Consider the following 18939-nt stretch of genomic DNA (forward strand, 5'->3'; position numbering starts at 1 on the left):
ATTTATATTTTATAATGTAGTAATAAATTATAAATTAAAATGTCAAATAAAATAAGAATTTAAAATATAAATATAATTAGTTTAAACTTAGCAAAATAATAATGATGTTTAACAGTTTATTAATAATTATACTTTAATAAAAATATAGATTTAAACGAATTTTATTAGATAATACTGTACTATTAAAACATATTTAAGAATTGGAAGGTGAATTCATATGAATTTAGAAGAACTTAAACCTAAAAGTAGATTTAATAATCGTGCAGATAATTATGGAAAATATAGACCAACATATCCTAGAGAAATAATACAGTATTTAGAAGAAACTATCGGACTAAGTAAGGGGAGTATAATTGCAGATATAGGATCAGGCACGGGACTTTTAAGTAAGATTTTCTTAAATAATAAAAATAAAGTTTATGCCGTCGAACCTAATGAGAATATGAGATTAGTAGCTGAAAAATTCCTTGGAGAATACAATGATTTTCACTCTATTAATGGTGGTGCTGAGGATACAAATCTAAAGGAAAAATCAGTAGATGTCATTACTGTAGGACAAGCATTTCATTGGTTTGAAACTATGGAGACAAGAAAAGAATTTGAAAGAATATTAAAGCCGAATGGCTCAATTGTAATTTTATATAATATACCAAAAAAATCCGATGAATTTATGAGTGAATTTTTAAATTTTACAGAAAAATATGGGGAGAAATATATTAAAGAATCTATAAAAGATTCTAAAGTTGAATTTTTTAAGGATGAAATTATACACAAGAACAACTTAATAAATAGACAAGAAGTAGATTTTGAAGGGTTAAAGGGATTAATTTGTTCATATTCATATATGCCTAGTGAAGAGAATCCGAAATTTGAAAGCATAATGGTTGAATTAAAGGAATTATTTAATAAATATAGTGAAAATGACAAAGTAACTTTAGAATATAACACAGAAATTAGTTGGTGCAAATTAAATAAATAGAGGTATCTAACAAGGTGAGTTGGGTGAAAAAAGTAGATATTTTAAGGAGAAATTTCTAGCAATCACTGCATAAATGAAACTAGACTAGATGTTATAATTACTAAAATAAAGAAATTAATAGAAGGTAATTAAGATTTTAGTATATGGAAATATATATTTTTGATATATTGAACTTATAAAGGAGATTTAAGATGTTTTATGAAGCGGATAGTGATTTAAAAAAAGATTTGTTTCATATGTTTGATGGCATGGATGATACTATGATTTTATCATGTTTACAAGGACATATGGGAAAAGCATGGGTTGATGATATAAAAAATCCTAAAGTAGGACAAATTATAGTTGGAGTTTTTGTATTCTTTGCAGGGGATGCAAGTTCTGATGTGGCAGAAGAAATGTTATATAACTTGCCCAAATATAGCTTAGTAATTGTAAAGAGTAACGAATGGAAAAAGCGCATAGAAGAGGTTCATAAGGGACGAGTAGAGAAAGTAAAAAGATATTCTTTTGAGAAAAGTAGTAGGTATTTAGAAGAAGAAAGGCTTAAAAAGTTTTTAAAAAAGCTTCCTGATGGATATGAACTAAAAAAAATAGATTCATATTTAGCATATTCTAAATCATTACAAGATCTTTCTCTAGATATAACAAGTCAGTATAGTTCTATAGAGGACTATATAAAAAAGGGAATAGGGTATTGTATTTTACATCATGATAAAATAGTGTCAGTTGCATCTTCTTACAGTGTTTATGATGATGGTATAGAAATTGAAGTTGATACTCATCCTGATTATGTAAGAAGAGGATTTGCTACAAGAGTTTGTGCGTCATTGATTTTAGATTGTTTAAGTAGAAATAAATATCCTAGTTGGGATGCAGCAAATTTACCCTCAGTAGCATTGGCTAAAAAATTAGGATATATATTTAAAGAGGACTATGATACTTATTCTATCGATTTGAGACGTATATAAGTGACAGTTATTAAATTTCAAAATAATTCCCCCTTTATTATATGATTATAATGAAGGGGGGATTGTTTTGGGAAAAATTGAAGATATGCAAAATATTATTTTGGTTATGAGACAAGAACTTCAAGATTTAATTAATGAGAAATCTGACCTACTACATCCAGAAGTCATTGCAGCAAGCCAAAAACTTGATCAAGCTTTGAATGATTATAATGATATACTCAAAGAATTGAAAAAGTAAACAGCTGAAGGGGTTAAAATAAAACCCCTTCTTCGAGGCGTATTTCATAAATTTCTCAAAGACCATATTAAATTAAGTAAAAGTCATTCAATATTTAAATGATAATATATGTTTATAAAAGTTGTTTTGGAAATTTAATAACTGTCACCATAATAAGAAAAATAGGATTTACAGATTTACTTTATACATTTATAAGAGTTAGGTGTTATAAATAAAAAAAGTGAATATAAAAGTTCAATGTGTCAAGTATCAAGATAAAAGCATAAAAATTAAGGAGTGTATTAAAGTGCCAACTCAGCCAAGAAAAAAAGAAAAATATGCAATATATCATATAATTATAAAAAGTGTTAAAGACAGATTGCTTTTTAAATCAGATGTAGATAAAGCAACTTTTATGATTAAGTTAAAAGAAAGCCAAACGAAATATCCATTTAAGTTATACGCATATTGTTTAATGGACAATCATGCTCATTTACTTATAGATTGTCAAGATCAAGATATTTCTGTAATAATGAAAAGTTTAAATTTAAGATATGTTAAGTTCTATAATAAAAAATATGAATTAGATTCACGTTTATGTAAAGGTAGGTTCAAAAGTGAAATAATAGACAATGATAGGTATTTATTGGCAGTATCTTTATATATTCATAGAAATGCAAAAGATTTACCAGGCTTTAGAGAATGTCCACAAGAATATTTATTTTCAAGTATGTCAACTTATTTAGGAGAAGAAGACCTTTTCGGGGTTTTGGATGAAGAAAGGATATTAAAATTTCTAGATAAAAATAAAAAGAAAGCAAGAAAGGAATATGCCCAATTATTTGAATATACTATGGAAGAACATGTAGATAATTTGAAAAAAGTAAATTTGAAAATTAAGAGTAAAAAAGAAAAATATATTAATGAACGGGGAATATTAAAATTAGATTACAAAATAGAAGATGTAGTAGATTTTGTAGCTAAAAAAGAAAATATACAGTCTAATGAAATCTTTATAAAAAATAGAAGCTACAATCAAAACGCTAGAGCTATGGTAACATTACTTGCAACAGCATTTTGTGGAGAAAAATGCAAGGATATAGCTATAAATCTTGGGAGCTTAAGTGTTAGTAGAATATCTCAATTAGGAAATAGAGCTATAAAACTAGTAATAAATAATAGCCATTATAAAATGATTTTTGAAAATTTCATAAGTTAGATTGAAAATTAAAAGTTAAAGTATATACAAAAAAATTAGACTTAAGACCTTCACAGTAAAAATAGGTTAAAAATTCAAGACTAATATTTTTTATTAAAAATTGTACAAGCTATTTCAAAAAATATGATATTGAAACTTTTAATTAGGTATTATATATAGTTGGTTACTGTTAACTATTTTAAATACCCTATTTTATTAGTGACAGTTATTAAATTTAAAGAAAATTACAGTAATATACTAAAATATGAGATGTCTTTTAGTATTTAATAATATTTAATAACTGTCACCTTTTAGGGAGGGGTTATTTGTTAATTGGAGAAACAATTGGTTTACCGTTTTGATCTAAGAGTGGAGTTATTCCACCTACGTATCCAGTCCAACTAAATAAATAATGAACTCCTGTTTCTTTGTCTACAAGTATTTTACAACCAGAGACATTATCTTCTTTATAAATGACTTCAAATCTTTTGTTATCGCTTTTATCTTTAAACATTTCAAATCCTCCTTAAATTTATATGTTTCGTGAAATATAGAATTAAATTCTCATTATATATAAATTTTTATATTAGAATAATGTTAAGTTAAACAAAAAGTGATAAGGAAAATAGATATAATAATGCTAAATTAGATTATAGAAATGTAAAAACAGGTAGTCTTTAATAGACTGCCTGTTATATTTAAAAAAGCTATAATTGATATTTATTCTATATAATAATTATACCATAAAAAGGAAATAAATAACAGTCTGTTAATTATGAAGTATTTGGAGTATATTTAGTTAATATTGTTAAAGGGGTGGTAAAATGAGTAATGCTGTAATTGAAAACTTAAAAAACCATAAATCTATCAGAAGCTTTTTAGATAAGAAAGTTGAAGATAACATCATTGAAGAAATTATTGATGCTGGTATAAGGGCGGCTACAGGTGGAAATTTACAATCTTATTCTTTTGTTGTTATTAATGATAAGAATAAACTTAATCAGTTAGGTGTTTATAATACTCCTTTGGTAATTATTGCATTAGCAGATCAATTTAGAACTAGCAAATGGTTTAAAGTAGATAAAGTAGTAGATAATTGTTGGGTGAATAGTTTGCAAGGTTTTTATATTGCTATTTGGGATGCATTAATTGCATTACAGAATATTGTTATAGCTGCTGAAAGTTTAGGACTTGGTGCATATTATTATGGAGATATAACCTCTATAAATGTAAAAAATGTTATTAATAATCCAGAATATACTTTTCCAGCAGGAATGATATGTTTAGGATATCCTAATAATAATGGAAAGCTTTCTGATAGGCTACCAAAGGAAGCTATTATTCATTATAATACTTATAAAGAGCCTACTGAGGAAGAAATTATAGAATGGTATAAAGAAAAAGAAACTCTGTTTTTAATGAAAAATAGTAAAGAAAATCTTGAAAGTTTTAAGTTGAAAAATATTTATAATCTAGGGCAAGCTTATGCATATAATAAATTTAAAAAAGATGAGCTTGACAAGCTAGAATATGGTATTAGACAAAACTTAAAAGAATCTAAGTTTGATTTATAATTAAATAAATTATTAAATAGTTTAGGAGGAGTTTTAAGAATATATATTGAAATATGTTTAAATATAATAGATATATTTATAAGATTAAAAAATAAATAACAAGGGATAAGGAGAAATTTGTTATGAGAAAGAAAATGTTTAGTTTAAAACCTTTTTCAAAGGATGATCAATATTTTGTAGAGAAGATGCTAGAGCATTCAAGAGTCAATAGAGAATATGAACTGGGTTACCCTAAGTGTGATAATATGAAAGAATTGTTAGCAGAAGTTGAAATGTATGAAAATACATTGGAAAAAAGTATATATATTATATTTTATGAAGATAAACCTATTGGGATAAGTGGTTACTTATATACTCCTAATGAAGGAGATGGATATATTATTGGTCCTATTGTGAATGAAGAATTTCACTTTAAAGAAGGTCTTAATATAATAATAAATCTGGTATTAGATAATAAAATGGAGGTATTTAATACTCTAGAAGCAGTAGTATCCCATAAAAATGTTGTATTAGATCAATGCTACTCAGAATTGGGATGGAAGTATAGAAGAACCTCAAGAGAAATGCGTTATGATATTGATGGAGTTAAAAAAGAAGAATCTCAATGGAAAATAAATTTAATTGATAAAAGTAATAAAAAAATTATAGATGAAAGTTTTAAATTACTAGATAAAGCTTTTAGGTGGAATGGTAATAAGAAAAAAATGGAGGAACTTTTAAACAATGAATATAAACTAGCCTGTGTTCTAAATGAAAGAAATAAGGTTATTGGATTTGTTTGTTGGGCTTATTTAGAAGATATAAGTTTTTCAAGACTTGAATATGTAGTGGTAAATGAAAAATATAGAAAAAGAGGAATAGGACAGGCTTTAGTAAACTATGTAATAAATAGTTCAATTGATGATGGGGTTAAATGTGTTTACTTAAGCACAAATATTATTAATGAAGCAGTTAATATATATAAAGCAGTAGGATTTTATGATACTGTAATTTCTAATATTTATAGAGAAAAGTAAATGTGTATAAGATTTTAAAATAAAATTATATATAAGTAATTAAGTAGGAGGTCGAAATGATTAGTGCAACTAAAATTAGTAAAACATTCAAAATAAAGCAGCATTTTGGTAAAGGGGTTATAGGTAATTTAATTAATCCACAATATACTGAAAAAGTTGCAGTTGAAAATTTTAATGTTATTGCTAATGATTGTGAAATTATAGGTATTATAGGGTTAAATGGTGCAGGAAAAACAACTATTATAAAAATGTTGTCTGGTATTATGAAACCTGACAAAGGAACAATATATATAAATGGTTGCAATCCTTTTTTAAAAAGTAAAAAATATAGAAATGATGTTGCATTAATCTTAGGCCAAAATACAAAGTTAGATCCAGATGCTTCGTTAATAGATTCAGTACGTTTATATAGTGCTTACTATAATATTGATGAAAGTGAAGGTCTGAAAAATACAAGAAAAATGGCGGAAAATCTTTTACTAAATGAATTAGATATAAATAAACAATGCAGAATGTTATCATTAGGACAGCGAATGAAATGTGAAATTATTCTCTCTTTTCTCCATACACCTCATACTATATTTTTAGATGAACCAACACTAGGTTTAGATTATCAGTCATGTAAAATAATACGTAATTTTTTAAAGCAATATGTAAAACAGAACAATGCATGCATTATATTGACCAGTCATAATATACAAGACATTGAAGCTTTGTGCGAAAGAATATATGTTATAGATAAAGGTAAAACAATATTTAATGGAAATTTAAATGAACTTAGTAAGTGTACTAAATTAGAAAAAATAGTTTCTTTTAGTTGTGAAAATATACATGAATGTATAAATATTAATAGTTTAAATATATCCAATAAAGATTCTAATAAGTCATATTTCATAAAATATAGAGAAGAAGATAGTTTACATGTTTTAAAGTTTATTGAAAATAATTTTGATAAAATTGAATGTGTTAATTTCAGTAATGCAACTCTTGAAGATATGATTGATAATTTATATAAAAGAGGTATTAAAGAATGAAAAGGTTGAAAATTATATCTAATATAAAATTTCAATTTAAACGATTTTCATATTATAGAGTTGATTTCTTTATAGAAATAATAAGTTCACTTATAGTTCCATTAATAATCAATTATTTGTTTTGGAGGTCAATTGCATCAACAAATGAACTAACATACTCCTTTCATGAATTGATTATTTATATAACATTATCAAATATTATTTTGGATTTTACTCAATTCAATTTAGAAAGTAAAATAGCTGAAGATATTAAGACATTTAAATTAGGATATAGACTACTTCTACCTATTCATTATTCAACACAGTTAATTATTAATAAATTATCTGAAAAATTAATTAGATTATTATTGATAATAGTCCCACTTATTATTTTTATAATTTTTTTTCATGTACGATTAGTATTATCATTAAAGCTAGTATATTTTTTAGCTACAGCTCTAATACTTAATTGTTTATTATCTTTTTTTATTGGTGCTCTTTGTTTTTATCTTAATGAAATATGGGGAATTAGTGCAGTAAAAGGCTTCTTTATATTAATTTTTTCTGGAGCGTTTTTTCCTATTGATATATTAAATTATAGATATGAAAAACTGTTAATGCTTATGCCATTTTCTTATATGAGCTATGTGCCAAGTAAATTTTTTACTAACAAATTTTTCCGTATAGATTGTTTGTATTATTTCGTTCCATTAATATGGATTTTAATATTATCAATTTTGACAGCTGTAGTATGGAAGAGAGGTGTAAAAAAGTATGTCAGTTATGGAACATAAAAGATTATTAAAACAATCATTTATATATGCTGTTCAGCGGAGTAGAAAATATCCTATCAATCTAATAAGTTGGGTACTTGCAGATTTTTCAATGTATTTTTCAATGTTTTTAGGGTATCTTCTGATGTCAACAAGCTTAAATTCTTATGGTACTTACTCTTCAAAGGAAATGCTTTTATATTTAAGTTGCTACTATGTTGTAAATAATTTATTTGCTGTATTCTTCACTCAAGGATTAGATATATTTTGTGATGAGATTTGGTCAGGGTTATTTGTATATGCATTATTATCACCAGTAACTAATTTGAAATATTATTTATATCGTAATATAAATATTCCTGCATTACTTTCTACTATTCCATTATTTATAGTTAATTTAATATGTTTAAAAAATTGTAATGTAAGAATTTCATTATTCTATATTGTATCAATAATATTATCAACCATATCTATGGTTTTAATATTTGCAATCATTTTTTCTTTGCAGCTATATGGCATTCATTCTTTCGCGTTATCATCAATAATAGTTCAGTTTTTATCATTAGCTGAAAAACCAGATAGTATATTTTCTAATAGAGTCAGATATATTTTAACATTTATTATTCCAGTATTTATTATGAGTGCAATACCATGTAGAATAGCGTTAAATAAATATAATAATATAGATGTTTTTATAATGATTTTAGTTCCAATTATGCTAATGATAATATTTTTCTATGTGTTTAAAAATGGGGTTAAGAAATATCATGCGGTGAATATGTAGTAAGTATGTATAATAAAAATAGAATATCTATTATATTAACAAAGTTAAGGGAAAACTAATAGCGTGTATATGCTATTAGTTTTTTTGTTATGAAGAAATTAATAAAAATAAACAAATAACAAAAATGTTTATATATATGTAGACAAAACTTAAATAAAACTATATTATATAAGTAGTAGATAATATTGGAGGGAATAATATGGATAAAAGTAACAAAGAATTATTTTGGGATGCAACTATTGAAGAAGTGAAAAAAGGGTATGTAGAAAATGATGATAGTTATAAATGTATAATTTGTGAAGAAATATTTACAAAGGGAAGAATCTATGAAATAGAATCTTGTTTATATGATGCTAAAAAAACAATGGAAATGCATATAAAAGACAAGCATAGTTCTGTTATAGAATATTTATTAGGAATGAATAGTAGTTTTACTGGCATATCTGATGTTCAAAGAGAATTATTAATGTTGATGGCTGAAGGTTTATGTGATAAAGATATGGCATCAAAACTTGGTGTTGCGCAATCAACAATTAGAAATCATCGTTATAAGTTAAGAGAAAAAGAAAAGCAAGCACGATTGTTTTTGGCTATTATGGATTTAATTTCAAAGGATACTAAGAAGAAAATAAATAAAGTAGATAAAGATATTTTATGTGACGCCCATAAAACAGCAACTATTATAGATGATAGATATAATGTAACTGATAAGGAAAGAAATACTATAATTAAAACGTATATGGATGAAACAGGTGCCATAAAAACATATCCATCAAAGGAAAAGAAAAAAATAATAATATTAAAAGAAGTAGTTAAGAATTTTTCTAAAGGAAAGATTTATTCTGAAAAGGAAATAAATAGAATATTAAAAAGGATATATGAGGATTATGCTTCTTTAAGAAGAGCCTTAGTTGAGTATGGATTTATTGAACGTTCAAATGACTGTAGTGGTTATTGGGTTAAAGAATAAATTTTAAAATTTAAAATAACTTATATTTAAAAGCTAGTAATAGTACTATTACTAGCTTTTATCATTTATAATGGTATATTCTTGTTTATATAATATATTAAATTATATAAATTTTAAAAAGTTTCAGTTATTTATAGAGTAATTTAAGTTTTTTCTATCTGAAATTTTAAGAAATATGATATTAATTAATGGAACAAGATAGATATAAAAAGCAAAGGGCATAAATCCTACACCACTAACATCCATCGTAGTAGTTGGAACAAATGCTGCTATATTCCAAGGTATAAGTGCAGATAATAAAACTGCGGTATTTTCTAGATCTATAGCTAATTTATATTTATCAATATTTTTGTCCTCATAGCTTTTATCCATAAGTTGATGTGTCAAAACAATAGCAATAGATTGATTACATCCAAAGGCTGCAGTGAAAATACTGGTAATAGTAGTATATATAAATAAGCTATAGCGTGTTTGAGCTTTAGTTAATATTACCTGAATATTTGATAACATATTGGTTTCGTTAAATATACCTGCTAAAGCACAAGAAATAAAAACAACAAATGCTGCTTTACACATGGATATGATTCCTCCACCTTTGAATATGTTTTGTAATGAGCTATGAGAATCTAAGTTAAATCCTAAAACTATAAATTTAAAAACTTGTACTAGTGTGTAATGTTGAAATATTATGGCAATAATACAGGCGGATAGAATACTAACAAGCATAGATATTTTAACGTTTACTTTAAATAAAGAAAAAATTAAAATTAGTATTGCTGGCAATAAAATAATCCAATTTATTGTAAAAGTATTTACTATTTCTACATCCATATTACTTTGTGTAAGATTTAGTGGATGCTTTATTGAAAGGATTGTATAGAAAATTACACATAAAATAAATGGAATTAATGATGTCTTGAACATATTTTTTACGTTTATAAAAAGATTAGTTTCAGTTAAATTTGATACTAAATTTGCACTAGAAGACATAGGTGAACATCTATCGCCAAAATAAGCACCAGCAATAATTGCACCAGCAACAATATTTATATTTGCATTTCCGTTTTTAGCCATTAACATTAATGCTACTCCTACAGTACTTACTGTACCGAAGCATGTACCTAAAAGAAAAGACACAATACAACTTATTAGAAAAGCATATAATATGAAAAAATTTAAATTCATATATTTTATAGCAAAATATATTATTGCAGGAACTGTTCCAGAAGCCATCCATATACCAGTTATACAACCTATTAATACAAATACATTTAAAACGACAATGGCTTTTTTTCCTCCAGCAATTGACATTTTAAAAATATCTTTTATCATAAATCCTTTTTTAAATGAAATGAAAGCAAAAATTAAAAATCCTAATAATAATGGAAATCCAACAAAGATTCCTTTATAAACAGAAAGAATTAGTATAAAAAATGTGAAAAGCATAGCTAAAATTATATCCATAAAATAAACGCCCCTTCATTGAAAATTAATATTTATAGTTAGTAGAAAAATGTAATTTTATGACTAAAAGTAGTACAATTATAATTAAGATTATGGTAACACGAATTATAATGTGAGACAAATGAATTTTTTCTATAAGTATAATCAGTTAAAAGTATAGGTTATTTTAAAAAAATTATATAATTTAAAAATATATTATGTTTTTGCATAGTATATTTTTTATGATTAAATATATAAGAAAGAAGAATTTTAAAAAAAATTTATAATAAAATATTTTATATTAAAGAAGTTTTATAGGATGAGGTGTATAGTAATGAACTTTTTAAATAAGTATATAAAAAAATACTGGAAACTTTTTTGTATTGCAATAATTTGTTTAACATTGGAAGCTGCCTGTGATCTTATGCAACCAACTATAATGTCTAAAATAATCGATATAGGAGTTAAAAATAAGCAAATGGATTTTATTTTTAAAATGACTATACTAATGCTTGGAATTACTGGATTAGGGGCATTATCAGCAGTAAGTCGTAATATTATATCAAGTACTGTATCTCAAAAGTTTGGTGCAGAGCTTAGATATGATCTTTTTAAAAAAGTTCAAAGTCTTTCTTTTGTAACTTTAGATAAGTATGATGGAGCATCTTTGGTTACAAGGCTTAGTAATGATGTTACTCAAGTTCAGAATTTTGTTAATGGGCTTATGCGAGTTTTTGTAAAAGCACCTCTTTTATGTATAGGTAGTATTATTATGGCTATAAACCTTAATCCTAGTATGTCCTTAACATTTATAGTAGTTATACCTATTGTATCAATAATTATATATATGAATATGAAAATAGGTTATCCATTTTATGTAAGGATTCAAAAATCTTTAGATAAAGTAAATTCTGTAATAAGAGAATATTTAGCAGGGGTTAGGGTTGTTAAAGCTTTTAATAGATTTAACTATGAAACAGAACGTTTTAGTAAATCTAATGAGAAATTGGCAAACATATCAACTAAGGCAATGGGTATAATGTCAATATTTTCACCGGGTATTACACTTACTGTTAATTTAGGAATAGTAGCAATTATTTGGATAGGTGGAATTAGAGTAAATAAAGGCAATATGGAAGTGGGACAAATAATTGCATTTATAAACTATATGACACAAATATTGTTTTCATTAATGATGATATCTTTTGTATTTACTATGTTAGTTAAAGCAAAAGCTTCAGCAGGGCGTATAGGAGAAATATTTCAAGAAGAAAGTGATATGAATGTAAAAAAACAACAAACTTATAATAATTTATTAAAGGGAAAAATAGATTTCGAAAATGTAAGTTTTTCTTATTCTAATGATTTAAAGGAGCCTGTTCTTAAAAATATAAGTTTTTCTTGTGTGTCAGGAGAAACTATTGGGATTATAGGATCTACAGGCTCGGGAAAGAGTACTATTGTTAATTTGATTGAAGGTTTTTATAATGTTAATTCAGGAAATATAAGAATAAATAATATTGATATTAAAGATATAGATTTAAAAATGCTTAGAGAAAAAGTAGCTATAGTACCTCAAAATATAATTCTTTTTTCAGGATCAATAATAGATAATATAAGATGGGGAAAGGAAAATGCTAGCTATGATGAAGTTGAAAAAGCTGCTGCAGTGTCAGAGGCTCATGAGTTTATTAAGAATTTACCAGAAGGCTATGATACAATTCTTGGACAAGGAGGAATAAATTTATCTGGTGGACAAAAACAACGTATTTCTATTGCTAGAGCATTGATTAAAAGACCAGAAATTCTTATATTAGATGACTGTACAAGTGCAGTAGATGTAGTTACTGAAGGAAAAATACGTGAAGCTATAAAAAATTATTCTACAAATCTTACATCCATAGTAATTGCTCAGCGTATTACCTCAGTTATGGATGCTGATAAGATAATAGTAATTGATAATGGAAGTGTGGTTGGTATTGGGCAGCATGTAGAACTTATGAGAAGCTGCAAGGTTTATAAAGAGATATTTTTATCTCAAGTTGGTAAGGAGCTGGTATAGTATGAAAAGTGATAAATATAAAGATACATCAATTCAAATACAAAAAAGCCCTTCAATTAGACCAGGTGGTTTTGGTGGAAGAAAAAGACATATAGGTCCAGTTATAAAGCCAAGAGATTTTAAAAAAACTATTTCAAGATTGTGGAGATATTTTAAAGAAGAAGAAAAACTATTAGTATTAGTATTTATTTTTATAATAATTACTTCATTAATATCATTAGCAGTACCTTATCTAATCGGTCGTTCAATAGATATTATGTCCTTTGGAAATGGTTTAGTAAATTTAAAAATGTTGGAAATAATAGTAATTGTATTAATTTGTTCATATATTGTTGATGGAATATTGAATTTCTTACAAGGATATTTTATAGCAGGTATATCTCAAAAAATTGTAAAAAACTTAAGGAATGATCTTTTTAAAAAGCTTCAAAAGTTACCGATATCATTTTTTGACACTAATAGTAATGGAGACATTATGAGTAGGCTTTCTAATGATATTGACAATGTAAGTACCACTATTTCACAATCTACAATTCAATTAATGTCAGGAGTAATTTCTATAGTAGGTTCTTTAATAATGATGTTAACTTTAAGTAAATGGCTTACATTAGCTAGTATTATAACTATACCACTAGTTTTTTTACTTACGAAAACTATTGCTAAAAGAACAAAATTTTTATTTAAAGAGCAACAAGTAGAACTTGGTAAGCTTAATGGAATGATTGAAGAATCTATATCAGGAATTTTTGTAGTTAAGGCCTTTAACTATGAAGAAAAGGTTGTTGAAGAGTTTTATAGTATAAACAATAAACTTTGTAATGTAGGTATAAAAGCTCAAATCTTGTCAGGATTTATTATGCCACTTATGAACGTAATTAATAATATAGGGTTTGCTGTAGTTGCTGGTGTTGGTGGTATTCTTGCAGTTAGAAATATGATTACAGTGGGGATAATTGCAAGTTTTTTAAGTTATTCTCGACAATTTACAAGACCATTAAATGATTTGGCAAATATTTTTAATACATTACAATCTGCTGTAGCTGGGGCAGAAAGGGTATTTGAAGTTTTGGATGAAAATGAAGAGGATAAAGATAGGTTAAATGCAAGAGAAATTAGCAATTTAAAAGGAAATGTAATTTTTGAAAATGTTTCTTTTGGATATAGAGAAGATGTACTAATACTTAAAGATGTAAGTTTTCATGTTAAGGCAGGAAGCAATATTGCATTAGTAGGGCCAACAGGAGCTGGAAAAACTACAATTGTAAATTTATTAGCAAGATTTTATGATGTATCAAAGGGGAAAATTCTAATAGATGGTGTTGATATAAGAGATTATAAAAGAGATAATTTAAGAAAATGCTTTGGTATAGTATTACAAGATACATATCTTTTTTCTGGTACGATAATGGAAAATATAAGATATGGAAGGCTAGAGGCAACAGATGAAGAAGTAGAGAAAGCTGCAATCATGGCAAATGCAGATGTATTTATTAGACGTATGCAGAAAGGTTATGAAACAGTTCTTTTAGATGGTGGAAGTAACTTAAGCCAGGGGCAAAGGCAACTGTTATCTATAGCAAGAGCGATTTTGTCTGACCCAGATATATTAATTTTAGATGAGGCTACAAGCAGTGTTGATACCCGTACGGAGCTAAATATACAAGAGGCAATGTTAAAACTTATGAAAGGAAGAACTAGTTTTATAATTGCACATAGGCTTAGTACTATTAGAGATGCAGATACTATAATGGTAGTAGATGATGGACAAATAAAAGAAAAAGGAAATCATAATGAACTTATTGATAAAAAAGGAGTTTATTATGATATGTATTCTAAACAATTAAAAAAAGAAGATAACATATAATGTTTTTTACTATAAGTTAAATTTTAAATATAAAATTTAACTGGCACTCCATTGGTTAACTTATAGGTATGAATTATACTAAAGTCGTAAGGTCTTACAAATTTTATATATGGAGTGATGATTAATGAATAAATTATCAATAGGGGAAGTTATTTATAATCTAAGAAAAGAAAAAGGAATTACTCAAGACCAATTAGGAACATTTATAGGAGTATCTACAGCAGCAGTATCAAAATGGGAAAGTGGTATTTCATACCCAGATATAACAATATTACCTGTTATTGCAACATTTTTTAATATTTCTATGGATGAACTATTTAATTTTAAAATTAAACTTTCCAATAAAGAAGTAATGAATATATTTAAAGAATGTGAAGTGTTATTTAGTAAAGGTAATATAAAAAGTGCTATAGAAAAAAGTAAGGAATATGTTTTAAAATATCCTATAAGTTATGATTTAAAACTAAAAATAGGTGCATTATTTAATGTGTATTCGTGGAAAAGCAATGATGAAGAAAAATCTATGAGCATGATATGGTATGCTATTAAATTATTTGAGGATATAGCTAAAAATTGTAATGATATAGATTTAATTGAACAATCTTTATTTCAATTAGGAGCTGCTTATTCTATAGTTGGAGAAGAGGATAAGGCTATAGAGGCATTAGAAAAAATAAAAAAAAGTCAATTAGATACTGACATTGTATTATCAAGTATATACATTAGGAAAAAGGAATTTAAGAAAGCTAGGGAATTGCTTCAAAGTAATTTATTCAAGGATATAAATAATATAACTATGATATGTATGGGGTTAGCTAATTCATATTATAATGAGAGTAAAAGTAAAGATAGATTAAAAATAATGGAAAGATATTACAATTTGTCTATAGATCTAAAAAGAATGATTTTGCCTAAAGAAAGTTCTATATTAGGATTACATATAGAATATTTAAATCTTGCAGAGGTATATTTAAATTTTAAAGAGGATAAAAAAGCTGTAAAAATGCTTTATGAAATGGTTGAAGATATAAAATACAATGATATAAATAATATGAAAAAATTTAGTAACTTTTGGTGTTTTAATGAAATGAAAACTAGTGAAAGAACTATAACAATGAATTTATACGAAAATATTTTCAAGATTTTTGAACATGAAGAATTTGATCTGATTAGAGAAAGTAATGATTTTAAAAATATAGTTAAAGAATTACAAGTATTAGAGGAAAAATCTTTAAAGGAATTTAGATAACTTATAAAAAATATAATATACATTTTAATGTTTAATGAGATACTTTTAAAGAAATAATTTTATTAATAGAGTAAAAAAGAATAAATTATGTTAAAATATCAAAACCTAAATTAAAATAAACTAATTTAGGAGAGAGTGATATTATGCTTGAAATTCCAATGATTGAATGGGTTGGATATGCAGCATCATTATTTATTGCTATATCATTACTTATGACATCTATTATTAAACTTAGAATATTTAATACAATTGGTTGTATACTGTTTGTTGTTTATGGTTTTGTGATAAGGGCATATCCAGTTATAGTTACAAATGGTGCTATAATCTTAATAAATTTTTGGAATTTATATAGAATTTATTTAGATAATAAAGATTTAAAATAAAAAATAAATTTAAAGATAATAATTAAAGTTTTTATATGATTATTTTAATATTAAAAAATTTAAATATATTAAAAAAACATTAAGAATGAAAAGAACAATATAGCAAATTATCTAAATTAATAATTTGATATATTGTTCTTATTATATTTTGAAGGGATTTATTACAGGAATTATATTTATAACAGGAACTTCATAAGGATGAACATTTTTTATTGTAGATATAACATCTTCTAATAAAGTATTATTGCAACAAAATTCAACTTTAAGTTCTTCCATTTCACATAGTTTATCTATAGTTCCATTAAAAGGATGGGCTCCTTTTAATGGACGCCAAAAACTAGTGACTTTTGAAACAACCATACAATTATCATAATTTCCACCTACAGTGAGGGCATTAATATTATTTAATGACATTCTTAATTTATGTACATATTCCTCAGGTATAAATGTTTCTATTTTTAAAAAATCAAATTCTATCATAGTATAATTGTCCTTTCATTAATTATTAAAGTTAAGAAATATTTATATTTTCGATACTTTAATAGGCAGCCAATAAAGTTCCAATAGAACTCCTCCTTTAATATATAATTAATTAGTAAAATATTGCTTTAAAAATAATTATATATAAATATTTTATGTATTAAAATTATATTTATAATTATTTTTTAAAAAATTTAAAAAAATTATAGATTAATCATATTTAAAATATAAAATTGAATGTAACTATAAAAATTATTAATGTATATGTCAAATAAAAATGTAATAAATGATACAAAATAGCACAATAATGAAATTGCTGCAGAAAAATGAAAAATAAAAACGAATAAAAATTATGTGAATATTCAATTAACTATGTTACAATGTAGTTAAATTTATTAATAATAAAAGGGGGATAAGTTATGTCAGAAAATAAAGATAAACAAATTATGTGGTATACATTAGCATTTATGGCATTTTCAACAGTGTGGGGATTTGGAAATGTTATTAATGGATTTTCTGAATATGGTGGACTTAAAGCAATTATATCTTGGATTTTGATTTTTGGAATTTATTTCGTCCCTTATGCTTTAATGGTAGGTGAGTTAGGTTCTGCTTTTAAAGATTGTGGTGGTGGTGTTAGTTCTTGGATCCATGAAACTATAGGTCCAAAACTTGCTTACTATGCAGGTTGGACATATTGGGTAGTCCATATGCCATATATTTCACAAAAACCATCAGGCTTTGTAATTGCTACAAGTTGGGCAATTTTTCAAGATAACAGAGTAAGTAGTATGAAGCCAAAGATTTTACAATTAAGTTGTTTAGTAATATTTGTAATTGGTATGTATATTGCATCAAAGGGATTAAACATACTAAAGAAGTTAGCAGCATTTGCAGGAACATCTATGTTTATAATGTCAATTTTATTTATTCTTTTAATGACAGCTGCTCCAGCTATTACAGATGCTAAATTATATTCTATAGATTGGTCATTAAAAACATTTATGCCAACTTTTGATGCGAAATTTTTCACTAGTCTTTCTATTTTAGTTTTTGCTGTTGGTGGATGTGAAAAAATTTCACCATATGTAAATAAAATGAAGAATCCTGAAACAGGATTTTCAAAAGGGATGATTTCACTTGCTATTATGGTTGCTGTATGTGCAATTTTAGGTACCATTTCACTTGGAATGATGTTTGATTCAAATAATGTTCCTAAAGACTTAATGACTAATGGTGCATATTATGCATTTCAAAAATTAGGTCAGTATTATCATTTAGGAAATTTATTTGTAATTATATATGCAATTACTAACATGATTGGACAATTTGCAGTTTTAATATTATCAATAGACGCACCATTGCGTATGCTTCTTGATGGTGCAGATAGAAGATTTATTCCAGAAGTAATGTTTAAACAAAATAAAAATGGGGCGTATACTAATGGACACAAGCTTATTTTTGTTATTGTATCCATATTAATTATAGTTCCTATTTTTGGAATTGGAAATGTAGATGTATTAGTTAAATGGTTAGTTAAATTAAATGCTGTATGTATGCCACTTCGTTATTTATGGGTATTTGCAGCATATATAGCTCTTAAAAAAGCTGGAGAAAAATTCAATCCACAATATAAATTTGTGAAAAATAGAATGGTAGGTATTATATTTGGTGCATGGTGCTTTGCATTTACTGCTTTTGCATGTATTGGAGGAATGTATTCTGAAGATAAATTTCAATTAGTATTAAATATTGTTACACCATTTGTATTAATAGGATTAGGATTAATAATGCCTATTTTAGCTAAAAATAATGAAAGCATAGATAAAGATACTGTCGCATAAAATACAGGAGTTTTAAAGACGTAAAATAAAGAATGATACAAGGTAGGTTCTATAAGTAAACATTATAGAACCTATTTTAAATTTAGAATTTTGCAAAATATAATAAAATGTTAGCACTCACT

18 protein-coding genes are annotated in these 18939 nt (G+C 25.5%); 15 read left to right on the plus strand and 3 right to left on the minus strand.

Annotated features, from left to right (window positions below):
- The first annotated feature begins 217 nt into the window (after positions 1-217).
- The 4 genes from KQI36_RS11435 to KQI36_RS11450 all read left to right on the plus strand — a co-directional run bounded on the left by KQI36_RS11435 (position 218) and on the right by KQI36_RS11450 (position 3383).
- Positions 218-979, plus strand: coding sequence for a class I SAM-dependent methyltransferase (locus KQI36_RS11435; protein ID WP_216450985.1), 762 nt, complete (start codon positions 218-220; stop codon positions 977-979).
- Positions 980-1170: 191 nt separating this feature from the next.
- Complete coding sequence (locus tag KQI36_RS11440; protein ID WP_244991572.1) at positions 1171-1947, plus strand: GNAT family N-acetyltransferase; 777 nt, start codon at positions 1171-1173, stop codon at positions 1945-1947.
- 67 nt (positions 1948-2014) lie between these two features.
- Positions 2015-2185 (plus strand): aspartyl-phosphate phosphatase Spo0E family protein, encoded by a 171-nt coding sequence (locus KQI36_RS11445; RefSeq protein WP_244991573.1) that lies wholly within the window; start codon positions 2015-2017, stop codon positions 2183-2185.
- 286 nt (positions 2186-2471) lie between these two features.
- Positions 2472-3383 carry a transposase gene (locus KQI36_RS11450; RefSeq protein WP_216450986.1) on the plus strand — a complete coding sequence of 304 codons (912 nt, stop codon included), beginning with the start codon at positions 2472-2474 and terminating at the stop codon, positions 3381-3383.
- Positions 3384-3684: 301 nt separating this feature from the next.
- Here the strand turns inward: KQI36_RS11450 and KQI36_RS11455 are convergent, their stop codons facing one another.
- Complete coding sequence (locus KQI36_RS11455; RefSeq protein WP_216450987.1) at positions 3685-3876, minus strand: DUF6440 family protein; 192 nt, start codon at positions 3874-3876, stop codon at positions 3685-3687.
- 310 nt (positions 3877-4186) lie between these two features.
- Between KQI36_RS11455 and KQI36_RS11460 the strand changes: the two genes are divergently transcribed.
- The 6 genes from KQI36_RS11460 to KQI36_RS11485 all read left to right on the plus strand — a co-directional run bounded on the left by KQI36_RS11460 (position 4187) and on the right by KQI36_RS11485 (position 9492).
- The gene (locus KQI36_RS11460) at positions 4187-4936 is read left to right on the plus strand and encodes a nitroreductase family protein (RefSeq protein WP_216450988.1); all 750 of its coding nucleotides are present in this window, start codon (positions 4187-4189) and stop codon (positions 4934-4936) included.
- 122 nt (positions 4937-5058) lie between these two features.
- The gene (locus KQI36_RS11465) at positions 5059-5952 is read left to right on the plus strand and encodes a GNAT family N-acetyltransferase (RefSeq protein WP_216450989.1); all 894 of its coding nucleotides are present in this window, start codon (positions 5059-5061) and stop codon (positions 5950-5952) included.
- Positions 5953-6008: 56 nt separating this feature from the next.
- Positions 6009-6986, plus strand: a complete 978-nt coding sequence (locus KQI36_RS11470) for an ATP-binding cassette domain-containing protein (protein WP_216450990.1) — start codon at positions 6009-6011, stop codon at positions 6984-6986.
- The gene (locus KQI36_RS11475; protein WP_216450991.1) at positions 6983-7759 is read left to right on the plus strand and encodes an ABC-2 family transporter protein; all 777 of its coding nucleotides are present in this window, start codon (positions 6983-6985) and stop codon (positions 7757-7759) included. The genes KQI36_RS11470 and KQI36_RS11475 overlap by 4 nt, the downstream gene beginning before the upstream one ends.
- Positions 7740-8522, plus strand: coding sequence for an ABC-2 family transporter protein (locus KQI36_RS11480; RefSeq protein WP_216450992.1), 783 nt, complete (start codon positions 7740-7742; stop codon positions 8520-8522). The genes KQI36_RS11475 and KQI36_RS11480 overlap by 20 nt, the downstream gene beginning before the upstream one ends.
- A gap of 199 nt (positions 8523-8721) precedes the next feature.
- On the plus strand, positions 8722-9492 hold the full coding sequence (locus KQI36_RS11485; protein ID WP_216450993.1) for a DUF2087 domain-containing protein: 771 nt from the start codon (positions 8722-8724) through the stop codon (positions 9490-9492).
- A gap of 123 nt (positions 9493-9615) precedes the next feature.
- Here the strand turns inward: KQI36_RS11485 and KQI36_RS11490 are convergent, their stop codons facing one another.
- The gene (locus KQI36_RS11490; protein WP_216450994.1) at positions 9616-10956 is read right to left on the minus strand and encodes a Na+/H+ antiporter NhaC family protein; all 1341 of its coding nucleotides are present in this window, start codon (positions 10954-10956) and stop codon (positions 9616-9618) included.
- Between the two features lie 313 nt (positions 10957-11269).
- On the opposite strand from KQI36_RS11490, the gene KQI36_RS11495 reads away from it, so the two are divergent.
- From KQI36_RS11495 to KQI36_RS11510, 4 genes are all read left to right on the plus strand, one after another.
- On the plus strand, positions 11270-12997 hold the full coding sequence (locus tag KQI36_RS11495; protein ID WP_216450995.1) for an ABC transporter ATP-binding protein: 1728 nt from the start codon (positions 11270-11272) through the stop codon (positions 12995-12997).
- Between the two features lies 1 nt (position 12998).
- Positions 12999-14861, plus strand: a complete 1863-nt coding sequence (locus tag KQI36_RS11500; RefSeq protein WP_216450996.1) for an ABC transporter ATP-binding protein — start codon at positions 12999-13001, stop codon at positions 14859-14861.
- A gap of 124 nt (positions 14862-14985) precedes the next feature.
- A complete protein-coding gene (locus KQI36_RS11505; RefSeq protein ID WP_216450997.1) occupies positions 14986-16110 on the plus strand; it encodes a helix-turn-helix domain-containing protein in 1125 nt (374 codons plus the stop codon).
- Positions 16111-16253: 143 nt separating this feature from the next.
- Positions 16254-16493 (plus strand): YgjV family protein, encoded by a 240-nt coding sequence (locus KQI36_RS11510; protein WP_216450998.1) that lies wholly within the window; start codon positions 16254-16256, stop codon positions 16491-16493.
- A 141-nt stretch (positions 16494-16634) separates the two neighbouring features.
- Here the strand turns inward: KQI36_RS11510 and cutA are convergent, their stop codons facing one another.
- Complete coding sequence (gene cutA / locus KQI36_RS11515; protein WP_216451102.1) at positions 16635-16970, minus strand: divalent cation tolerance protein CutA; 336 nt, start codon at positions 16968-16970, stop codon at positions 16635-16637.
- A 422-nt stretch (positions 16971-17392) separates the two neighbouring features.
- On the opposite strand from cutA, the gene KQI36_RS11520 reads away from it, so the two are divergent.
- Positions 17393-18817, plus strand: a complete 1425-nt coding sequence (locus tag KQI36_RS11520; RefSeq protein WP_216450999.1) for an APC family permease — start codon at positions 17393-17395, stop codon at positions 18815-18817.
- Positions 18818-18939: the final 122 nt, after the last annotated feature.

Source organism: Clostridium senegalense (genome assembly GCF_018916625.1).
Taxonomy (GTDB): Bacteria; Bacillota; Clostridia; order Clostridiales; family Clostridiaceae; genus Clostridium_J; species Clostridium_J senegalense.

What these genes read in the sequence shown, in the direction of transcription:
- KQI36_RS11435 (WP_216450985.1), top strand. Translation starts at nt 218, where the DNA reads ATGAATTTAGAAGAACTTAAACCTAAAAGTAGATTTAATAATCGTGCA.
- KQI36_RS11440 (WP_244991572.1), top strand. Translation starts at nt 1,171, where the DNA reads ATGTTTTATGAAGCGGATAGTGATTTAAAAAAAGATTTGTTTCATATG.
- KQI36_RS11455 (WP_216450987.1), bottom strand. Translation starts at nt 3,876, where the DNA reads ATGTTTAAAGATAAAAGCGATAACAAAAGATTTGAAGTCATTTATAAA.
- KQI36_RS11460 (WP_216450988.1), top strand. Translation starts at nt 4,187, where the DNA reads ATGAGTAATGCTGTAATTGAAAACTTAAAAAACCATAAATCTATCAGA.
- KQI36_RS11465 (WP_216450989.1), top strand. Translation starts at nt 5,059, where the DNA reads ATGAGAAAGAAAATGTTTAGTTTAAAACCTTTTTCAAAGGATGATCAA.
- KQI36_RS11470 (WP_216450990.1), top strand. Translation starts at nt 6,009, where the DNA reads ATGATTAGTGCAACTAAAATTAGTAAAACATTCAAAATAAAGCAGCAT.
- KQI36_RS11475 (WP_216450991.1), top strand. Translation starts at nt 6,983, where the DNA reads ATGAAAAGGTTGAAAATTATATCTAATATAAAATTTCAATTTAAACGA.
- KQI36_RS11480 (WP_216450992.1), top strand. Translation starts at nt 7,740, where the DNA reads ATGTCAGTTATGGAACATAAAAGATTATTAAAACAATCATTTATATAT.
- KQI36_RS11485 (WP_216450993.1), top strand. Translation starts at nt 8,722, where the DNA reads ATGGATAAAAGTAACAAAGAATTATTTTGGGATGCAACTATTGAAGAA.
- KQI36_RS11490 (WP_216450994.1), bottom strand. Translation starts at nt 10,956, where the DNA reads ATGGATATAATTTTAGCTATGCTTTTCACATTTTTTATACTAATTCTT.
- KQI36_RS11495 (WP_216450995.1), top strand. Translation starts at nt 11,270, where the DNA reads ATGAACTTTTTAAATAAGTATATAAAAAAATACTGGAAACTTTTTTGT.
- KQI36_RS11500 (WP_216450996.1), top strand. Translation starts at nt 12,999, where the DNA reads ATGAAAAGTGATAAATATAAAGATACATCAATTCAAATACAAAAAAGC.
- KQI36_RS11505 (WP_216450997.1), top strand. Translation starts at nt 14,986, where the DNA reads ATGAATAAATTATCAATAGGGGAAGTTATTTATAATCTAAGAAAAGAA.
- KQI36_RS11510 (WP_216450998.1), top strand. Translation starts at nt 16,254, where the DNA reads ATGCTTGAAATTCCAATGATTGAATGGGTTGGATATGCAGCATCATTA.
- KQI36_RS11520 (WP_216450999.1), top strand. Translation starts at nt 17,393, where the DNA reads ATGTCAGAAAATAAAGATAAACAAATTATGTGGTATACATTAGCATTT.